The following is a 17499-nucleotide window of genomic DNA, read 5'->3' as shown; positions in this document are numbered from 1 at the left end:
AGTAATTCGGGCATGGCGGACACACCTACCGCGGCCGATGCTGGCGTCGTGTTCAAGGGTCGGATGATGACCCTCACGGTACTCGAAGTCCGTGAAACCGACGGCGGCCGGATCGCCAGTCAGATCGAGGCGCAGCTGGAGCGCGCGCCGGGATTTTTCGAACACATGCCGGTGTTGCTGTCGATACCCGACGCGGTGCCCGACCTCGCCGAGGTGAGCGAAATCATCCGCCGCGCTGGAATGGTGCCGGTCGGTATTCTCGACCCGGGCCCACAGGCCCGCAGCGCTGCCGAGGCTGCCGGCCTGGGCGTGATGGCATCTCCCGCACGCGGCGCCGCTGCTGCCGATTCGGCGAAGAAGCGCGAGCCAAGCGATGCGAATGGCGCGGATAATGCCTCGACCGACGAGGCGCCGGCGGCCAAGGAAGCGCCGGTCAGCCGCGAAGAGCCGCCACGTACGCCCACCCGTCTGGTGACCAAGCCGGTACGCTCGGGTCAGCAGATTTACGCCCGCGGCGGGGACCTCGTTATCGCCACTTCAGTGAGCGAAGGCGCGGAAGTGCTGGCGGACGGCCACATACATATTTATGGTGCACTGCGGGGGCGCGCCTTGGCGGGTGCCACCGGAGACACCGAAGCGCGGATCTATTGCCGTCGCTTCGAACCCGATCTGGTCGCGATCGCGGGCTGCTACAAGGTGGCCGATGCGATAGAAGAGGGGGTACGTTCCAGAGCCGTCGCAGTACGTCTGGAAAACGATAACTTGAGCATCGAATTGCAGGAGTAAAGAGTGGCAAAGATCATCGTCGTCACGTCCGGCAAGGGTGGGGTCGGCAAGACCACGACCGCCGCCTCTTTCGCAGCCGGACTTGCCATGCGGGGGCACAAGACCGTCGTCATCGATTTCGATGTCGGTCTGCGTAACCTCGACCTGATCATGGGGTGTGAACGCCGGGTGGTGTTCGACTTCATCAACGTCATCAGCGGCGAGGCCAACCTCAAGCAGGCCCTCATTCGCGACAAGCGGCACGAGAAGCTTTATATCCTTGCGGCGTCGCAGACGCGCGACAAGGATGCGCTCAACCAGGAAGGCGTCGAGCGCACGCTCAACAAGCTTGCCGAGGATTTCGACTACATCATCTGCGATTCGCCGGCCGGTATCGAAACCGGCGCGATCATGGCGATGTACTACGCCGACGAAGCGCTCGTGGTGACCAACCCCGAGGTCTCCTCGGTGCGTGACTCCGATCGTGTGCTGGGCATGCTTTCGAGCAAGACCAAGCGTGCGATCGAAGGCGGCGAGCCGGTCAAGGAACACCTTGTGGTGACGCGTTATGCGCCCAGCCGTGTCGGCAAGGGCGAAATGCTGTCGCTGGACGACGTCAACGATATTCTCGGCATCCCGCTGCTCGGCGTGATTCCGGAGTCCGAAAAGGTGCTCAACGCATCGAACTCCGGCATGCCGGTGGCCATGGAAGAGAACGCGGACGCCGGTCAGGCCTATCTGGACATGGTGGCGCGCTTTCTTGGTGAGAACCGGCCGATGCGGTTCACCCAGGCCAAGAAGAAGTTTCTAGACCGGCTGATGGGGAGGTAGACCATGGGTTGGCTCGACGTATTTCGTAATAACGAAAAGAAGACCTCGGCCCAGACGGCCAAGGAACGGCTTCAGGTCGTGGTTGCCCATCGCCGCACCGGCGGTGGTGATCATCCCGCGTACTTCCCGCAGCTGCAGCAGGATCTGCTGGCCGTGCTGCGCAAGTACGTGCAGGTAGGCGATGACGCCGTGCAGATGGAGATCGAACGCGAAGGCGATCTCGAGGTGCTGGAGCTCAACATCACGCTGCCCGAAGAAGCCAAGCACTAGAACAAGCACTACATAAAACGGCAGGAGGAGCCGCGATGTCCACGGAAGAGCAAGGGTTCGACTACATCATCGTGGGGGGCGGCTCCGCCGGCTGCGTGCTTGCCAATCGGCTGAGCGCCGATCCGAATGTTTCCGTGTGCATGCTGGAAGCGGGCCCGGGCGACTGGAACCCGCTGATCCATATCCCGATCGGGATCATCGGTCTGATGTGGTCGAAGATGTTCAACTGGGCGTACTACACCGCGCCGCAGAAGAACATGAACGGGCGCGAGATGTTCTGGCCGCGCGGCAAGACGCTGGGCGGCTCCAGCTCGATCAATGCCCAGTGCTATACCCGTGGCAACGCCTGGGATTACGACCACTGGGCAGAGCTTGGCAATCGCGGTTGGGGCTTTCGCGACATGCTCGGCTATTTCCGCAAGTCGGAGAAGCACGAGGGTGGCGAGAGCGAGTATCACGGGGGCGAGGGTGGTTACTGCGTCAGTTCGCTGCGCCATGTCAATCCGCTGAGCCATACCTTTGTCGAAGCGGCCGTGGCCTGTGGCTACCCGCGCAACGACGATTTCGGCGGCGCGACCGAAGAAGGCTTCGGCCTGTACAGCGTGGCGCAGGACAATGGCCGTCGCTGTAGTAATGCCGACGCCTTCCTGCACCCCGTCGCGCATCGCAAGAATCTCACGGTCATCACCCGTGCCCGCGCCAAGAAGATTCTGGTCGAGGGCAAGCGGGCGACCGGCGTGACCTACAAAAAAGGCTGGTTTGGCGGCGATCGCACGCTCACCGCCCGGCGCGAGGTGCTGTTGTGCGGCGGCGCGATCAACTCGCCGCAACTGTTGCTGCTCTCCGGCGTCGGGCCGGCGGAGGAGATCGAACCGCACGGTATTCCTTTGATCCATGAGCTGAAAGGCGTCGGCCGTAACCTGCAGGATCATCTGGACGTCAGCGTCGTCGAGCTCGAAAAGACGAAGCTGAGCCTGCGCCTGAGCCCGAAATTCCTGTTAGTCGACGCCCCCAAGGCGGCCTACGAGTACTTTGTGCATGGCCGTGGCCAGCTCGTCAGCAACGTGGCCGAGTCCGGCGGTTTCGCCAAGAGCGATCCGTCGAATCAACTCGCCGACCTGCAGCTGCATTTCATCGCCACGATTGAACAGGATCACGGTCACAACCTCTGGAATACGATCAAGCACCACGGCTATACGCTGCGCATATGTGACCTGCGGCCGAAATCCCGTGGGCGGATCGGCCTGAAAAGTGCCGATCCGATGGCTGATGCGTTGATCGATCCCAACTATCTCGATCATCCTGACGATCTCGCCCAACTGGTCAAGGCAGTGAAGATCGGACGCCAGATTCTGCAGGCGCCGCCGTTGGCCGCGCATCGCGACCGCGAACTGGAGCCCGGGCCGGACGTGGTGGACGACGCGGCTATCGAGACGTTTATCCGCGAACGCGCCGAGACGATCTATCACCCCGTGGGCACCTGCCGCATGGGGCATGACGACGAAGCCGTCGTGGATGATCGTCTGAAGGTCCACGGTATGCAGGGCCTACGCGTGGTGGACGCGTCGATCATGCCGACGCTCGTCGGCGGCAACACCAATGCCCCGACCACGGCGATCGCCGAAAAGGCCGCCGACATGATTCTGGAAGACGCTGCCGCCTAGCAGCACCTTGTTCGTCAATCGGTAGCCGTCGCAGCGCTTGCCAGGCGCTGCGACTTCGTATAGCTTTGGCCTCAAGACTTAGCCAAGGCTAAACATGGGCCGCCGATGAAAGAATTGACGCAGGCTGCTATATACGAAGCACGGACGCGCTTTCCGGCGCTCCTGGCACTCGGCGGCTGGCGCTGGATTGTGCCGGTACTGCTGGTTTCTGCCGTGATGAGCGGTACGGAAACCGGTTTTCTCGTGCGCGACACGCTCGCGGAGGCGTACCTGCAGGTCAGCGTGTTCGTCGCGGCCACGCTGCTTCTGCTCTACGCGATCGAGCAGCGATTCGCGATCAATCTCGACACGCGTCTGGCCAATGCCGGGATCGCACAGGTGCCGATTGCCGCGGCGTTGGGCATGTTGCCGGGCTGCGGCGGGGCGATCGTGATTGTTACCCAGTTCGTCAACGGTCGGATCGGTTTCGGCGCGCTCGTGGCCGTTCTGGTCGCGACCATGGGCGATGCGGCCTTCCTGCTGATCGCGGCCGCGCCTCAGACGGCCGGCGTCGTGCTGGGCATCAGTCTGGTGTGCGCCATTCTGTGCGGTTGGTTGGTCGATGCGATCCACGGCCCCCGTTTCATGCGCCACGAGGCCGCGCCGGAAGGCAGCAGCGCGACTCTGAAAATGGGTGGAAGTAGCGGGGTAGAGGCACCTCGCTGGCTCGATCGCAGCTGGTTGGCGCTCTGGGCGATGGGTGTGCCGTTCGCGCTCGCTATCGCGTTCCAGCAGGAGCCGAACACATGGTTCGGCGCGTGGTCGGTTTACGAGCCCGTGACGTGGCTGGGTTTTGTGGGTGCCATGCTGGCGCTGGCGATGTGGGCGGGCCGAATAGGGGATGTCACTCAGGCCCGTGCGGAGGAAGCCTCTTCGGTTTCGGCTCTGGCCAATCCCGGCGACGGGGGACCGCTGCGTGCGAATGTCGAGATGCGGGGTCTGATGGCTTGGACGCGCCGCGCCCGTACCGATACCAATTTCGTGACCGTCTGGGTGATTGCCGCCTTCCTGGTGTTCGAGCTTGGGGTGGCCTTCACCGGTGCCGAGCCTGAGAGCTGGTTCCAGATCGCCGGGCCCTTGATGCCATTGGCCGGCGTACTCGTGGGCTTCATTCCCGGCTGTGGCCCGCAAATCCTGCTGACGACGCTTTATCTCAGCGGAGCGGTCCCGATGTCGGCGTTGCTGGCCAACGCGATCAGTAACGACGGCGATGCGCTGTTCCCGGCGATTGCGCTCACGCCCCGGGCCGCGATTCTGGCGACTGCCTACTCGGCGATACCGGCGTTGCTTGTCGGCTATACCGCTTTCGCCCTTGGCTATTAGGCATAAAAAAAGGCCGCCGATCCGAAAGGACCGGCGGCCTCTGCCAGCGGTAATGCTGGCTGTGCTACTTGTCGCGTAGATCCTTGCGCAAGATCTTGCCCACATTGGACTTCGGCAGTTCGTCGATGAACACGACCTGCTTGGGTACCTTGTAGCCCGTGAGCTGCTCGCGGCAGAAGGAGATCAGCTCCTTGTCGGTCAGGCTGTCTTCCTTCTTGACCACGAAGATCTTGACGGCTTCGCCCGATTTCTCGTCGTCGACACCGATACAGGCGGCTTCGAGAACCTTCGGATGCTGGGCGACGACGTCCTCGATCTCGTTCGGGTAGACGTTGAAGCCGGACACCAGAATCATGTCCTTCTTGCGATCAACGATATAGAAGAAGCCCTGCTCGTCCATCTTGGCCACGTCGCCGGTGCGAAGGAAGCCGTCGGGGAAGAAGGTCTTCTCGTTCTCTTCCGGCTTGTTCCAGTAGCCGTGCATCACCTGCGGGCCACGGATGCACAGCTCGCCGGGCTCGCCGGTGGGCAGATCGTTGCCGTCGTCGTCACGGATGACCACTTCGGTGGACGGAATCGGCAGGCCGATCGAGCCGTTGTAGTCGTCCAGATCGAGCGGGTTAATACAGGCGGCCGGGGAGGTCTCGGTCAGGCCGTAGGCCTCGATCAACGGGATACCGGTGATCTTCTTCCACTTCTCGGCCACTGCCCTCTGTACCGCTGCGCCGCCGCCCAGCGTGAGCTTGAGGCGCGAGAAGTCGAGCTTGGCGAAGTTCTCGTCGTTGACCAGCGCATTGAATAGCGTATTCACGCCAGTGAATGCCGTCGGCTGGTGTTTTTCGAACTCCTTGGCCAGCGCCGGAATATCGCGCGGGTTGGTGATGAGGATGTTCTTGCCGCCTTGCTGGAGGAACACCAGGCAGTTCGCCGTGAGCGCGAACACATGGTAGAGCGGCAGGGGCGTGATGATCACTTCCTGGCCGCGCTCGGTCCACGGGTCGAGCCACTGCCCGGCCTGAGCGATGTTGGCCACCATGTTCCGGTGCAGCAGGGTCGCGCCCTTGGCCAGGCCGGTGGTGCCGCCGGTGTACTGCAGGAAGGCGATATCGTCGGGTTTGACGTCCGCCGGCTTGAACTGCGCGCTGGCACCTTTCTTGAGTGTGTCGTTGAAGGTGACCGCGCCGGGCAGGCTGAAGCTCGGCACCATGCGCTTGACGCGCTTGACCACGAAGTTCACCAGCGTGCGCTTGATGGTGGGCAGGCAGTCGCCGATCTGGGTCGTGATCACCGCTTCCAGCGCCACCTTGTCGCGTACCTGCTCGAGCGTGGCGGCAAAGTTCTCGACAATGACGATGGCGCGTGCGCCAGCGTCGCTGAGCTGATGCTCGAGTTCGCGGGCGGTATAAAGCGGGTTGACGTTCACCGCCACCATGCCGGCCCGCAGGATGCCGAACAGGGCAATCGGGTACTGGAGCAGGTTGGGCATCATGATCGCGACGCGATCGCCCTTGGCAAAGCCGAGGTCGTTCTGCAGGTAGGCCGCGAAATCGCGGCTGAGCTTGTCCAGCTCGCCGTAGGTCAGGTCGCAGTCCATATTGCTGAACGCGACCTTGTCACGGAAGTCTCGGCAGCCATCCTCGATGATATTGACGAGCGTGTCGGTCGACTCGGTATCGATGTCGGCGCCAACGCCCTTGGGGTAGCGGTTCAGCCAGATTTTATCCACGAATTCTCCTCATGATCTGCAGTATTGGTCAGCGCGACTTGGGCGCTGACGCATGAAAAAAGTATATCAGCCCGGCCTGCGATCACTGCGAGAGGCGGTGATCGCGGCCGGTTCGATGCGGTTATCGGTTTTTTAGCGCAATTCCTTGCGAAGAATTTTGCCGACGTTCGATTTCGGCACTTCCTCGATGAACTCGTAGTGCTTGGGGACCTTGTAGGCGGTCAGATTCTCGCGGCAATATTCGCGCACCGTTTCTGCGGTGAGACCCGGGTTCTTCTTGACCACGAACAGCTTGACCGCCTCACCCGATTTCTCGTCCGGCACACCGACCGCGGCCGCCTCCAGAATATCGGGATGGCCGGCCACCACATCTTCGATCTCGTTCGGATAGACGTTGAAGCCCGACACGAGAATCATGTCTTTCTTGCGGTCGACGATATAGAACAGACCGTGGTCGTCCTGGCGAGCAATGTCGCCGGTACGAAAGAAGCCGTCCTCGGTGAACGCCTCGGCGTTGACTTCGTCCTTGCGCCAGTACCCTTGCATGACCTGCGGGCCGCGTACGCATAGTTCGCCCGGCTCGCCGATCGGCTGAGCGTTGCCGTCGTCATCGCGGATGTCGATATCCGTCGACGGCATTGGCATGCCGATAGAATGATTGAAGCTCTTGACGTTCAGCGCGTTGCAGGTCGCGACCGGCGCGGTTTCCGACAGGCCATAACCCTCGATGATCGGCTTGCCCGTAACTTCAGCCCAGCGCTCGGCGACCGGCTGCTGGGTGGCCATGCCGCCCGACATCGAGAACTTGAGCGTGGAAAAATCCAGATCCGAAAAGCCTTCGGTATTGAGCAGGCCGTTATAGAGCGTATTCACGCCCGTGATCGCCGAGAACGGGTACTGGCTCAGCGTCTTCACGAATCCCGGCATGTCGCGCGGATTGGTGATCAGCACGTTGTGGCCGCCGACCGAGAAGTAGACCAGGGTGTTCACGGTCAGCGCGAAGATGTGGTACATCGGCAGCGCCGTAATGATCAGCTCGCCTTCGGAGCTCATCTCTGGCTTGAACCATTCCTGGCATTGCAGGACGTTGGCGACCACGTTGCCGTGGCTGAGCATGGCGCCCTTGGCCGGTCCGGTGGTGCCGCCGGTGTACTGCAGGAACGCCAGATCGTCGCGGGTGATATCCACCGGCTCGAAGGTCTGACGATGACCGGCTGCCAGAGCGCTCGGAAAGTCGGTCGCGCCGGGCAGACTCCAGTTCGGCACCATCTTCTTGACCCGCTTGACCACGAAGTTGGTCAGCGCGCGCTTGATCGGCGAGAGCATGTCGCCGAGTTGGGTGGTGATGACCGTCTCCACCGGTACGCTGTCGTAGATCTTTTCCAGCGTGGCGGCGAAATTTTCCATCACGATCAGCGTCTTGACTTCGGCATCGTTGAGTTGATGCTCGAGCTCGCGCGCCGTGTAGAGCGGGTTGATATTGACCACGATAAGCCCCGCGCGCAGCGCCCCGAACAGGGCGGTGGCGTACTGCAGGCAGTTGGGCATCATGATCGCGATGCGCTCGCCCTTGCGCATGCCCAGAGTCTGCTGCAGATAAGCAGCAAATGCGGTCGACTCCTTGTCGATGCCGGCATAGGTGAGTGTCGCTCCCATGTTCGAGAACGCGTTGCGATCCGCGTACTGGCGGCAGCTGTGCTCAATGATGGCGGCGACCGAACCGAAGGCCTCGGTATCGATCGTGTTCCGAACCCCGATTGGATAATTTTCGAACCAGTTCTTTTCCATGTGCCCTCCCAAACGGCATCTGGTTCAGCCGGTGTCTGACCCCCCGTCAGCTCGCCGGCTGGTTCCCCTTGTCCCTGTCCTGTAGTCCGCCGTCACGCATGCTGGCGATGACCAGTTCCCTGAGTGATAGCGCCCCGTAAGTATTCCGTCTTGCTTCTACGCTCTGTGAAATCCACTGGCCCACTTCCCGGTGGAGCCGATCGTCCCGTGGGCTCGGCGCCGCCGCCGGATCACCGCTGCGCACTGCCTCGAGAATATCGTTCACCTTCAGGCACTCGATATCCTGCCGCGGCAGCAGTGTCACGGTCGTGTCGCCCGTTTCTATCAGCATGTTCTTGGCCACCAGTTGATCGACTATGGCATAGACATGATCCGGTGCGGCGCGCAGGTAACGCGATAGCCGCGCGACCTGCCACGGCGCGTTGCCCTGCATGAAGTTATAGCCGATCAGGCCCATCATCAGAAGTGCTATTTCTTCGCGATCGGCTGCGCCCAGGCGTGGCGGGTAGGGCTTTCGGGTCAGTTGCTCCGTGTGCTGGAGCAGAAATGACACCCGGCATCCGGTGAGCATGATCAGCCAGGACACGTACAGCCAGATCAGCAACAGGATCAGGATCGCGAAACTCGAATAGACGGCGTTGACGTTGCCGGCATTGGAGGCAAACAGCGCAAAGCCCAGGCTGGCCGTCTGCCAGAGTACGCCGGCGAATACGCCGCCGCCGATCGCCGGCAGGATATTGACCTTGGTGTTCGGCATGAAGGCGAACAGGAAGGTGAAGCCGATGCTGTAGAGCACGTAGGGCACGATCCGGCCGATCATGTAGAGCGAGGTGCCGAACGGTTCGACCGTCGCGAGATAGCCCACGACGGCATTGCTCGACAGCGACGCCGTCATGCTGCTGGCTGCGACGATGATGATCGGGCCGACGATCAGCACGCTCAGATATTCGGTGAACCGGCGACCCAGCGACCGGGGCTTGCGCACCTGCCAGATGTAATTACAGCCGTTCTCGACTTTCTGGATCAGGCTGATCACCGAATACATCAGCATCACGACGCCGATCGCTCCGAGCAGACCCACCTGCACGTTCTCCACGAACCCGACGACCTTCTCGATAATCTCGTCGGCCTGGGCGCCCAGTGGCGCAAGAAAACGATGCAGCACCGGACGCAGTGCATCGTTGACACCAAAGGCCTTGAGCATCGAGAAAGCAAGCGCCAGCAAGGGCACGAGCGACAGCAGGGTGGTGTAAACCAGCCCCATGGCGCGCATGGTAATCTCGCCATTCTGGATATCGCGCAGCAGAACCTGGCCGAGCCGGACAGTCGTGACGCCCCAACGCCTGGGCGCGCTCATGTCCTCGAGTTCGGGCTGCCAGATGGCAGTATTGAAGCGGTTGCTTATCCCACTGAGCATGCGTTGAGTTGCCCTTGAAGTCGGTCGAGCGGCATTGTAACCATGTCGACCATACCGTTTCGTATGGTTGACGCCCATAGACGCGTCGCGAAGGGCTTTGCCCACCGGCCCCTGACACCAGACCCCTTATGGAAGCAGCAGTCCCCGATCAGGATATAAGCCCCAGCGGCGACAGTTCGCCGCGCGCGCTACGCGATCTCACCGGCGCTTATGCATTCGTGGGATCGCGCTGGGGCGAGGCGATCGCTTCGGGCGGCGAACTGCTCAAGGTATTGGCGGCGCACCCGATAGCCGTGGCGCGTGCCCAGGCGAGTCTGTCGCTGGAAATGGCTCGCATTGCGGTAGGCCGTTCCCGGCTGCGTCCGGATCCGAGCGACCGTCGTTTTGCCGACCCGGCCTGGCAGGAGAACGCGGTGTTCCGGCGCGTACTGCAGGGCTATCTGGCCTGGTCCAGCGCGCTGCTCGAACTGGTTCACGGCCTGCGTGTAGGCGCCGACCAGCGTCGACGCCTGCTGTTCGTGGCCGAGCACTTGGTCGCTGCCGGCGCGCCGACGAATCTTTTTGTGACCCATCCGGGTTTCTACGACGCCGCGGCGCGTTCACGCGGCGGTTCGATCGTGTCCGGCGTGCGCCATGTGCTAGAGGACCTGCGCCACAACCGTGGCCTGCCCCGGCAAGTGGACAAGACCGCATTCCGTATCGGCCACAACCTGGCCACGACCGAAGGCGCGGTGATCTTTCGTAACGAAGTCTTCGAACTGATTCAGTATAGCCCGCGCACCGAAACGGTCGATTCCCAGCCGGTTCTTGTCTGCCCGCCACAGATCAACAAGTACTACGTGCTCGATCTGTCGCCCGAGAAGAGCTTTATCCGCCACGCGCTGGAATCCGGCCAGCAGGTGTTCGCGATTTCCTGGCGGAATCCCACCGCGGCCAAGCGCGACTGGGATCTGGCGACCTATGTCCGCTCGACGGCACGCGCGATCGAAGTCGTGCGCGAGATCACTGACGAACAGCCGGTCAAACTGCTCGGCGCCTGTGCCGGTGGATTGACGGCCGCGGTCACCGCGGCGTGGCTGGCCGGGCAGGGCCAGCAAGACAAGATCGCTTGTCTATCTTTGTTGGTCACGATGCTCGATTCGCCGCGCAGCCGCCGGCTGGCCCGCGTGGCTGACGAGACTGCCGTCACCGCCGCACTGGCGCGCTCGCAGTTCTCCGGTGTGCTCGACGGCGCCGACATGGCACGCACCTTCGCGTGGCTGCGGCCGAACGAGCTGATCTGGCATTTCGTGGTCAACAACTACGTGCTGGGCAACGAGCCGCCGGCCTTCGACGTGCTGTACTGGAACAGCGACACCACGCGCCTGCCGGCCGCGCTGCATGCCGACCTGCTGATGATCTATCGCAACAACCGGCTGCGCAGCGGCCGCGATTTCGCTATCGACGGCGTGGATATCGATATCCGGCTGATCGACCGCGACGTGTTCGTGGTGGCCGGCGCGCGCGATCACATCACGCCGTGGCAGGCCTGTTATCGATCCATGCAGATGTTTCGCTCGAATATGCGCTTCGTGCTCGGGTCGGCGGGGCATGTGCAGTCGATCCTGTGCCCGCCGGATGACGACAACGCACGTTTCTACGTGAACGACGACTACAGCCTCGACCCGGCGGCCTGGCGACGGGGCGCTCACGAGCAGCGTGGGTCCTGGTGGCCGGCCTGGGTGCGCTGGTGTGAAAGCCACGGCGGCGAACGAATCCCCGCACCCACGGTCTACGGCAACGATGACTACGATCCGGTCGAACCTGCCCCGGGACGCTATGTCCGCCAAATCTGAGGGGCGTATTATCGAGCACGTCGCCATCGACGGCGAACGGCTGCATACCGTCTTTTCGCCCGGCCCAGACGAGGGTGCTAACGCGGGCCGCGATGCACGTACGCCGCTGGTTTTGTGCAACGATTTCGCGGCCAATCTCGAAGTGCTGGATGATTTCGTCGCGGCGCTCGATCGCCCGGTGCTGTGCTTCGACCTGCCGGGTATCGGCACTTCGGCAGACGTGCGCTCCATTCGCCGCATGTCGGGTGTTGCGCGTCTACTGGCGGGCCTGCTCGACCAGCTCGAACTGACCGGTGCCGTCGACATCATGGGCATAGGCTGGGGCGGACTACTCGCCCAGCAGTTCGCGCACGATCACCGCGACCGGGTGCGGCGGCTGGTGCTCGCAGCGACTTCAAGCGGGCAGCTGATGTTTCCTGGTCGCGTGGCAAGCCTCATGCGTCTCGCGCGCCCGGGCGCGCTCAGCGCGGTCGCGCCGGACGGGCAGAACGCACGGACGGTCTTTGGCGGCCGCCGCAACGACGAATGCGGGGCAGTAGCCACTGCCATGGCGCGCGCGACTACGCCCACGCGGCGCGGCTATGCCGCACAGCTTTACGCGCTGGCCGGGTACAGCAGCTTGCCCTGGTTGCATCGGCTCAACGTGCCAACGCTCGTTATCGCCGGTGACGACGATGCGATCGTGCCGATGGTGAACGCGCGTGTACTCGGGCTGCTGATGCCGCAGGCGCGCCTGAAGATCATTCGTGGCGGAGGGCACTGGTTCGCCCTCGAACGTACCGACGAAGTCGTGCGCGAGCTCGACGAGTTTCTGGAATCTAAATTCGCCCTCAGCGCGGCCGATCAAGACAGTACGTTCTAGACGCGGCAAGCAGCCGTGTGAAAGACTCGGTATATTGCAGTGCGGCATAAATCGTAGTTCCCGGGCCAGCGCCCGGGACGTACTGAGGAGCGGGAGTGAAGCACGAGGAATACGGTGAGCGCGGTCGTCGCGGATAAGTCGGCATTGCGACCCAGCCTGCCGCCCAGCCTGAGCGTATTGCGCCGGCGCACGCGGATGCACGTCGAGTTTGTCGATGTGGACGGCGTGCGCCTGCGTGTCGGCGTGCGGCGCGGGCGCGGACGGCCCATGCTGCTGTTCAATGGCATCGGCGCCAATCTCGATATGACCCTGCCGCTGATCAACGCGCTCGACGATGTCGAGGTCATCGTGTTCGACATGCCCGGAGCGGGCGACTCACCCGCCTTGAACCTGCCGCATCGCTATCGCTGGCTGGCCAAGCTGTCGTCCAAGCTGCTCGACCGGCTCGGCTACGACATGCCAGTGAACGTCGCCGGGGTGTCCTGGGGTGGCGCGCTGGCCCAGCAGTTCGCGCTCGATTTTTCGGAACGCACGAACCGGCTGGTTCTCGCGGCCACGTCTACCGGCATGCTGGCGTTGCCGGCGCGCTCGAATGTGCTCAAGCGACTGACCAATGCGCGCCGCTTCCAGAAGAACGAAACGCTGGCCCAGCTTGCGCCCGCGCTCTACGGCGGGCTCATGCGCCGGCGCCCGGAACTGCTCGAGCGCAACGGCCATTTCTCACCCGATCCGTCCAAGCGTGGCTATATCAACCAGCTGCTCGCCGGGCTGGGCTGGACCAGCGTGCATCGCCTGCACCGGCTGCGCTGCCCGACGCTGATCATGGGCGGCGACGATGACCCGGTGATGCCGCTGGTCAACATCCGTCTGCTTTACTGGCTGATCCCGAAGTCCTATCTTCACATCGTGCGCGGCGGCGGGCATCTGTTCCTGCTGGTGCGGGCCAACGAAAGCGCGGCGGTGATCAAGCGCTTCATCAACGAGCGCCGCTACGATGGCACTGATGGGCAGGACTACTACGCGGCGCAGAATCTGGCGCCTGACGGCTTGCTCAAGCCGCTGACCGCGGCCGCCGAGCCGCTGCCTCGCGCCGAGCCTTGATCGCCGCCATGGACTGACGATGACTGATCGCCATGTAGCTGGCTTCGGCCAGGCTGCGGCGGTCGAAGCCGCGCGGGTCGATCGGCGCGCATAGACGCAGCTGCGCGCGCATATCGTGCACCCGGAACATATCCTTGAAATGCGGCCCGAGTGAGGCCTCGTTCACCCAGGGCGCAAGCGCGTGATGCATGTCCGGCGGAGTGGTGTCGTCGCAATAGCGCAGGGCGACTGGCAGCACCGGGTAGCCACCGTCGATTGCCGCCGCGAACAGCCGTGCGTGAAAACGCTTGGGCTGGGGGTCGCTGGTGGTCGTGCCTTCGGGGAAGAACAGCACCGAACGCCCGGCGGCCAGTACCGAGCGGATTTTTTCCGAGGTCTCGGATGTCTTGCCGGCGCCGCGCGCTAGGAATAGCGTGCCCGCAGCGCGTGCAAACGAGCCCACCAGCGGCCAGCCGCCGATCTCGGCCTTGGACACGAACGATGCATTGAACGCGTGGCCGAGCACGATGATGTCCAGCCACGAGCAATGATTGGCAACGATCAACGTCGGGCCCACAGGCAGCTCGCCGTCGATCTCCACTTCGATATTCAGCACGCGCAGCATGCGTCCGTGCCACCAGCGAACCAGATGCCAGGATCGGTTGCCGATCAGTGGAACGGCGGGCAGCAGGATGACGCCCAGCAGCAGCAATGCAGCCAGACGCAGGCCTTTAAGGCACAGCGAGAGGCGACCGATCAGCGGTCGCGGCGGGGCGGTGAAGGAAGTGTCGCGCATATCGCGGGCACAAGTTAGCGACTTGCAGATGCATGAACAAGTCCGCGACATGAAAATTTTCGTCCCAGTACGGGGCCCCGCCCACGGTCGCGCCCAGACGCAGATAGGCCTTGAGCAGCGGGGGACGCGCGTACTGGCATGTTTCGCCGCGCGGGCTGGGCAGCACACGGCGTGGTACGACACGGGCATCCGCGTCAGAGAGCTCCGCGCCGCGCAGCCCGGCAAACAGCCGGTGTGCGCGATCACTGCCATCGCGGGCGTCGATGCTAGCGCAACCCATCAGGTGCGAGTAATTGCCCTCGCGCACGAAGGCGCCCACGCCCGACCACAGTGCAGCGATCACCGCACCCTGGCGCGCATGTGAGGCCACACAGGTGCGCCCGAGTTCCAGAAATCGACCGGGGCGATCGAGCACCGCGCCCATCTCGAATTCCGATTCGGAATAGAAGCCGCCGAGGCGTTGAGCCACATCGCCGTCGAGCAGGCGGGTACTGGCAAGCAGCTCGCCGCTCGCGCTGTCGTGGACGAGCAGATGCTGGCAGTGGCGGTCGAACGCGTCGGTTTCCAGGCCACCCGCGCAGTCGTCGATGTCAGCGCCCATTTCATCCACGAACACGCGGTAGCGCAGCCGCAGACTGGCTTCGGTATCCGCTTTGGAGCGGGCAAGACGGACCCGCGGCGTGCGCGCCGTTTCGGGTAGACGCAACGCGCGTACAGCAACTGCCATGGCATGACCTTTCGCCGGTAGATGTCAGGCGCAGGCTAGGCAGGAAAAATTGAGGAACGATGATGTTTCGATGACCGCGCCATGACAGCGCGGCCAGTCACACGCGCGTCTACTCTTGTGGCAGCGGCGGGATATTCTCGTAGACAGGCCGGAAGCGGTTCACGATCGTGCAGAACAGACGGGCGGTCTGCTCGGTGTCGTAAAGCGCCGAATGCGCAGCGCTGTTGTCCCAGGACATGCCGGCAGCCGTGGCTGCCCGCCGCAATACCGTCTGCCCGAGTGCCACGCCGGCAAGGGTCGCGGTATCGAAACAGGAAAAGGGATGAAACGGGCTGCGCTTGATGCCGCTGCGCTCGATCGCGGCATTGAGAAAGCCGAGATCGAAATGCGCGTTGTGGCCCACCAGCACGGCGCGCTTGCAGCCGGTTTCCTTGAGCCTGGCGCGAATCATCTTGAACACGCGCGCCAGCGCTTCGCGTTCCGGCAGCGCCGGGCGTAGCGGGTGGTGCGGGTCGATGCCGTTGACCTCGAGCGAGGCCGGCTCGATGTTCGCGCCCTCGAAAGGCTCGACGTGATAGGACACGGACTCGCACAGTTCGAGATCGCCGTCGCTGTTGAAGTCGACGGTTACGGCGGCGATTTCGAGCAGGGCATCGGTGGCGTTGTTGAAGCCGCCGGTTTCGACATCGACGACGACTGGCAGGAAGCCGCGAAAGCGCTGAGCGATCGCCGGCACGCCCGATTCGGGCCCGTTTTCGGTGGGATCAAGATCTGTCATGGCGCGATACTAGCAGCCTGCCGTGTGCAGGGGGCGATGCTCATGCCCATGGTTACGCCGTATCGGCCCCGTGGCGATGCGCTGTTTGCCGCATCTTCGGCCTTTCCTGCTGTCGCGACACGCCGTGGTCCACCGTGCTCGCCGGCGGGGCCGTGCGTATAATGCGCGGCTTGTTCACGTATTCACCTCGCAACAGCTGACAAACGTAGATATGAGCGACGTCAAGAAAGTGGTGCTGGCCTATTCGGGCGGCCTGGATACCTCGGTCATCCTCAAGTGGCTGCAGGACACCTATCAATGCGAGGTGGTGACCTTCACCGCCGATATCGGACAGGGCGAGGAACTCGACGAAGTTCGACCGAAGGCTGAAGCGCTGGGCGTGAAGGAAGTCTTCATCGACGATCTGCGCGAGGAGTTCGTGCAGGATTTCGTCTATCCGATGTTTCGCGCCAACGCCATCTATGAAGGCGAATACCTGCTCGGCACCTCGATCGCGCGCCCGCTGATCTCCAAGCGGCTGGTCGAGATCGCGCAGGAAACCGGCGCCGATGCGATCGCCCACGGCGCCACCGGCAAGGGCAATGACCAGGTTCGGTTCGAGCTGTCGGCCTACGCGTTGATGCCGGGCATTCAGGTGATCGCCCCCTGGCGCGAGTGGGATCTGAACTCGCGCGAGAAGCTGCTCGCCTATGCCGAAGAGAACGGCATCGATATCCGCAAGAAGGCGGACGGCGGCTCGCCGTATTCCACCGACGCCAACGCGCTGCATATCTCCTATGAAGGCGGCGTGCTGGAAGATCCGTGGACGCCGGCCGAGGATTCCATGTGGGAATGGAGCGTGTCGCCGGAAGACGCGCCCGATGCACCTGAGGAAATCGACCTCACCTTCGAGCGTGGCGATATCGTCGCCATCGACGGCGAAGCGCTGAGCCCGTACCAGGTGCTGGCGAAGCTCAACGAACGCGCTGGCGCCCACGGCATCGGCCGTATCGATATCGTCGAGAACCGCTATGTGGGCATGAAGTCGCGCGGCTGCTACGAAACGCCGGGCGGCACCGTCATGCTGCGTGCGCACCGCGCGATCGAATCCATCACGCTCGATCGCGAAGCCGCGCATCTCAAGGACGAGCTGATGCCGCGCTACGCCAAGCTCATCTACAACGGCTACTGGTTCTCGCCCGAGCGCGAGATGCTGCAGGCCGCGATCGACAAGTCGCAGGGCCATGTCAACGGCACCGTGCGCGTGAAGCTCTACAAGGGCAGCGTGAGCGTGGTCGGCCGGGCCTCCGAGAAGGACAGCCTGTTCGACGAAGCGATCGCCACCTTCGAGGACGACCGCGGCGCCTACGATCAGAAGGACGCGGCCGGCTTCATTCGCCTGAACGCGCTGCGTCTGCGTCTGGGGCACAAGCAGCGCTAACCCCGAGCGGGCGGCCCCGGCTGTCCCGGCATCGGCTGGCCGAAACGAAGGCGCGTGCCGCGCGAAGCGCACGCGCCTTTTTTGTGAGCGAAAAAGCTACCGCAAAGCGTTGAGCGCGCATAAAATACTGCGCCTCAAGACACGCTTGCGCGCGGCCTCCGCCTCTGCCAGCGTCACA

Annotated in this window: 15 protein-coding genes; 9 read left to right on the top strand and 6 right to left on the bottom strand. The window is 63.2% G+C overall.

Translation table 11 applies throughout. The annotated features are described in order from the left end of the window. Positions 1-12: 12 nt before the first annotated feature. The 5 genes from minC (at position 13) to SADO_RS10435 (ending at position 4892) form a co-directional block, all read left to right on the top strand. Positions 13-786 carry a septum site-determining protein MinC gene (gene minC / locus SADO_RS10455; protein ID WP_353111147.1) on the top strand — a complete coding sequence of 258 codons (774 nt, stop codon included), beginning with the start codon at positions 13-15 and terminating at the stop codon, positions 784-786. A 3-nt stretch (positions 787-789) separates the two neighbouring features. Beyond that, positions 790-1596: a septum site-determining protein MinD gene (gene minD / locus SADO_RS10450; RefSeq protein ID WP_353111146.1), complete on the top strand. Its 807-nt coding sequence runs from the start codon at positions 790-792 to the stop codon at positions 1594-1596. A 3-nt stretch (positions 1597-1599) separates the two neighbouring features. Next, on the top strand, positions 1600-1866 hold the full coding sequence (gene minE, locus SADO_RS10445) for a cell division topological specificity factor MinE (protein ID WP_353111145.1): 267 nt from the start codon (positions 1600-1602) through the stop codon (positions 1864-1866). Between the two features lie 35 nt (positions 1867-1901). Continuing rightward, a complete protein-coding gene (locus tag SADO_RS10440; protein WP_353111144.1) occupies positions 1902-3530 on the top strand; it encodes a GMC family oxidoreductase in 1629 nt (542 codons plus the stop codon). A 105-nt stretch (positions 3531-3635) separates the two neighbouring features. Then, the gene (locus SADO_RS10435; RefSeq protein WP_353111143.1) at positions 3636-4892 is read left to right on the top strand and encodes a putative manganese transporter; all 1257 of its coding nucleotides are present in this window, start codon (positions 3636-3638) and stop codon (positions 4890-4892) included. A 64-nt stretch (positions 4893-4956) separates the two neighbouring features. Here the strand turns inward: SADO_RS10435 and SADO_RS10430 are convergent, their stop codons facing one another. The 3 genes from SADO_RS10430 to SADO_RS10420 all read right to left on the bottom strand — a co-directional run bounded on the left by SADO_RS10430 (position 4957) and on the right by SADO_RS10420 (position 9823). Further along, on the bottom strand, positions 4957-6618 hold the full coding sequence (locus SADO_RS10430; protein ID WP_353111142.1) for an AMP-binding protein: 1662 nt from the start codon (positions 6616-6618) through the stop codon (positions 4957-4959). 132 nt (positions 6619-6750) lie between these two features. After that, positions 6751-8406 (bottom strand): AMP-binding protein, encoded by a 1656-nt coding sequence (locus SADO_RS10425; RefSeq protein WP_353111141.1) that lies wholly within the window; start codon positions 8404-8406, stop codon positions 6751-6753. A 46-nt stretch (positions 8407-8452) separates the two neighbouring features. Continuing rightward, positions 8453-9823: a YihY/virulence factor BrkB family protein gene (locus SADO_RS10420; protein ID WP_353111140.1), complete on the bottom strand. Its 1371-nt coding sequence runs from the start codon at positions 9821-9823 to the stop codon at positions 8453-8455. Between the two features lie 128 nt (positions 9824-9951). On the opposite strand from SADO_RS10420, the gene SADO_RS10415 reads away from it, so the two are divergent. From SADO_RS10415 to phaZ, 3 genes are all read left to right on the top strand, one after another. Further along, positions 9952-11658, top strand: a complete 1707-nt coding sequence (locus tag SADO_RS10415; protein WP_353111139.1) for a PHA/PHB synthase family protein — start codon at positions 9952-9954, stop codon at positions 11656-11658. Beyond that, complete coding sequence (locus SADO_RS10410; protein WP_353111138.1) at positions 11642-12520, top strand: alpha/beta fold hydrolase; 879 nt, start codon at positions 11642-11644, stop codon at positions 12518-12520. The genes SADO_RS10415 and SADO_RS10410 overlap by 17 nt, the downstream gene beginning before the upstream one ends. Before the next feature lie 114 nt (positions 12521-12634). Then, complete coding sequence (gene phaZ / locus SADO_RS10405; RefSeq protein WP_353111137.1) at positions 12635-13621, top strand: poly(3-hydroxyalkanoate) depolymerase; 987 nt, start codon at positions 12635-12637, stop codon at positions 13619-13621. Here the strand turns inward: phaZ and SADO_RS10400 are convergent. From SADO_RS10400 to rnt, 3 genes are all read right to left on the bottom strand, one after another. Then, positions 13572-14396, bottom strand: a complete 825-nt coding sequence (locus SADO_RS10400; protein WP_353111136.1) for a lysophospholipid acyltransferase family protein — start codon at positions 14394-14396, stop codon at positions 13572-13574. The genes phaZ and SADO_RS10400 overlap by 50 nt on opposite strands. Then, positions 14332-15123, bottom strand: coding sequence for a GNAT family N-acetyltransferase (locus SADO_RS10395; protein ID WP_353111135.1), 792 nt, complete (start codon positions 15121-15123; stop codon positions 14332-14334). The genes SADO_RS10400 and SADO_RS10395 overlap by 65 nt, the downstream gene beginning before the upstream one ends. Positions 15124-15232: 109 nt before the next feature. Then, the gene (gene rnt / locus SADO_RS10390; RefSeq protein WP_353111134.1) at positions 15233-15901 is read right to left on the bottom strand and encodes a ribonuclease T; all 669 of its coding nucleotides are present in this window, start codon (positions 15899-15901) and stop codon (positions 15233-15235) included. 211 nt (positions 15902-16112) lie between these two features. Between rnt and SADO_RS10385 the strand changes: the two genes are divergently transcribed. Then, on the top strand, positions 16113-17321 hold the full coding sequence (locus SADO_RS10385; protein ID WP_353111133.1) for an argininosuccinate synthase: 1209 nt from the start codon (positions 16113-16115) through the stop codon (positions 17319-17321). The last annotated feature ends 178 nt before the right edge of the window (positions 17322-17499 follow it).

The sequence above is a fragment of the Salinisphaera dokdonensis CL-ES53 genome, from assembly GCF_040361215.1.
GTDB lineage: Bacteria > Pseudomonadota > Gammaproteobacteria > Nevskiales > Salinisphaeraceae > Salinisphaera > Salinisphaera dokdonensis.
The sequence above is the reverse complement of the archived record's forward strand: the minus strand, read 5'-3'. Positions and strand labels throughout refer to the sequence as shown.

Excerpts from the sequence above, each read along its gene's own strand:
- minC (WP_353111147.1), top strand. The coding sequence starts at position 13 with ATGGCGGACACACCTACCGCGGCCGATGCTGGCGTCGTGTTCAAGGGT.
- minE (WP_353111145.1), top strand. The coding sequence starts at position 1,600 with ATGGGTTGGCTCGACGTATTTCGTAATAACGAAAAGAAGACCTCGGCC.
- SADO_RS10440 (WP_353111144.1), top strand. The coding sequence starts at position 1,902 with ATGTCCACGGAAGAGCAAGGGTTCGACTACATCATCGTGGGGGGCGGC.
- SADO_RS10435 (WP_353111143.1), top strand. The coding sequence starts at position 3,636 with ATGAAAGAATTGACGCAGGCTGCTATATACGAAGCACGGACGCGCTTT.
- SADO_RS10425 (WP_353111141.1), bottom strand. The coding sequence starts at position 8,406 with ATGGAAAAGAACTGGTTCGAAAATTATCCAATCGGGGTTCGGAACACG.
- SADO_RS10420 (WP_353111140.1), bottom strand. The coding sequence starts at position 9,823 with ATGCTCAGTGGGATAAGCAACCGCTTCAATACTGCCATCTGGCAGCCC.
- SADO_RS10415 (WP_353111139.1), top strand. The coding sequence starts at position 9,952 with ATGGAAGCAGCAGTCCCCGATCAGGATATAAGCCCCAGCGGCGACAGT.
- SADO_RS10410 (WP_353111138.1), top strand. The coding sequence starts at position 11,642 with ATGTCCGCCAAATCTGAGGGGCGTATTATCGAGCACGTCGCCATCGAC.
- SADO_RS10400 (WP_353111136.1), bottom strand. The coding sequence starts at position 14,396 with ATGCGCGACACTTCCTTCACCGCCCCGCCGCGACCGCTGATCGGTCGC.
- SADO_RS10395 (WP_353111135.1), bottom strand. The coding sequence starts at position 15,123 with ATGGCAGTTGCTGTACGCGCGTTGCGTCTACCCGAAACGGCGCGCACG.
- rnt (WP_353111134.1), bottom strand. The coding sequence starts at position 15,901 with ATGACAGATCTTGATCCCACCGAAAACGGGCCCGAATCGGGCGTGCCG.
- SADO_RS10385 (WP_353111133.1), top strand. The coding sequence starts at position 16,113 with ATGAGCGACGTCAAGAAAGTGGTGCTGGCCTATTCGGGCGGCCTGGAT.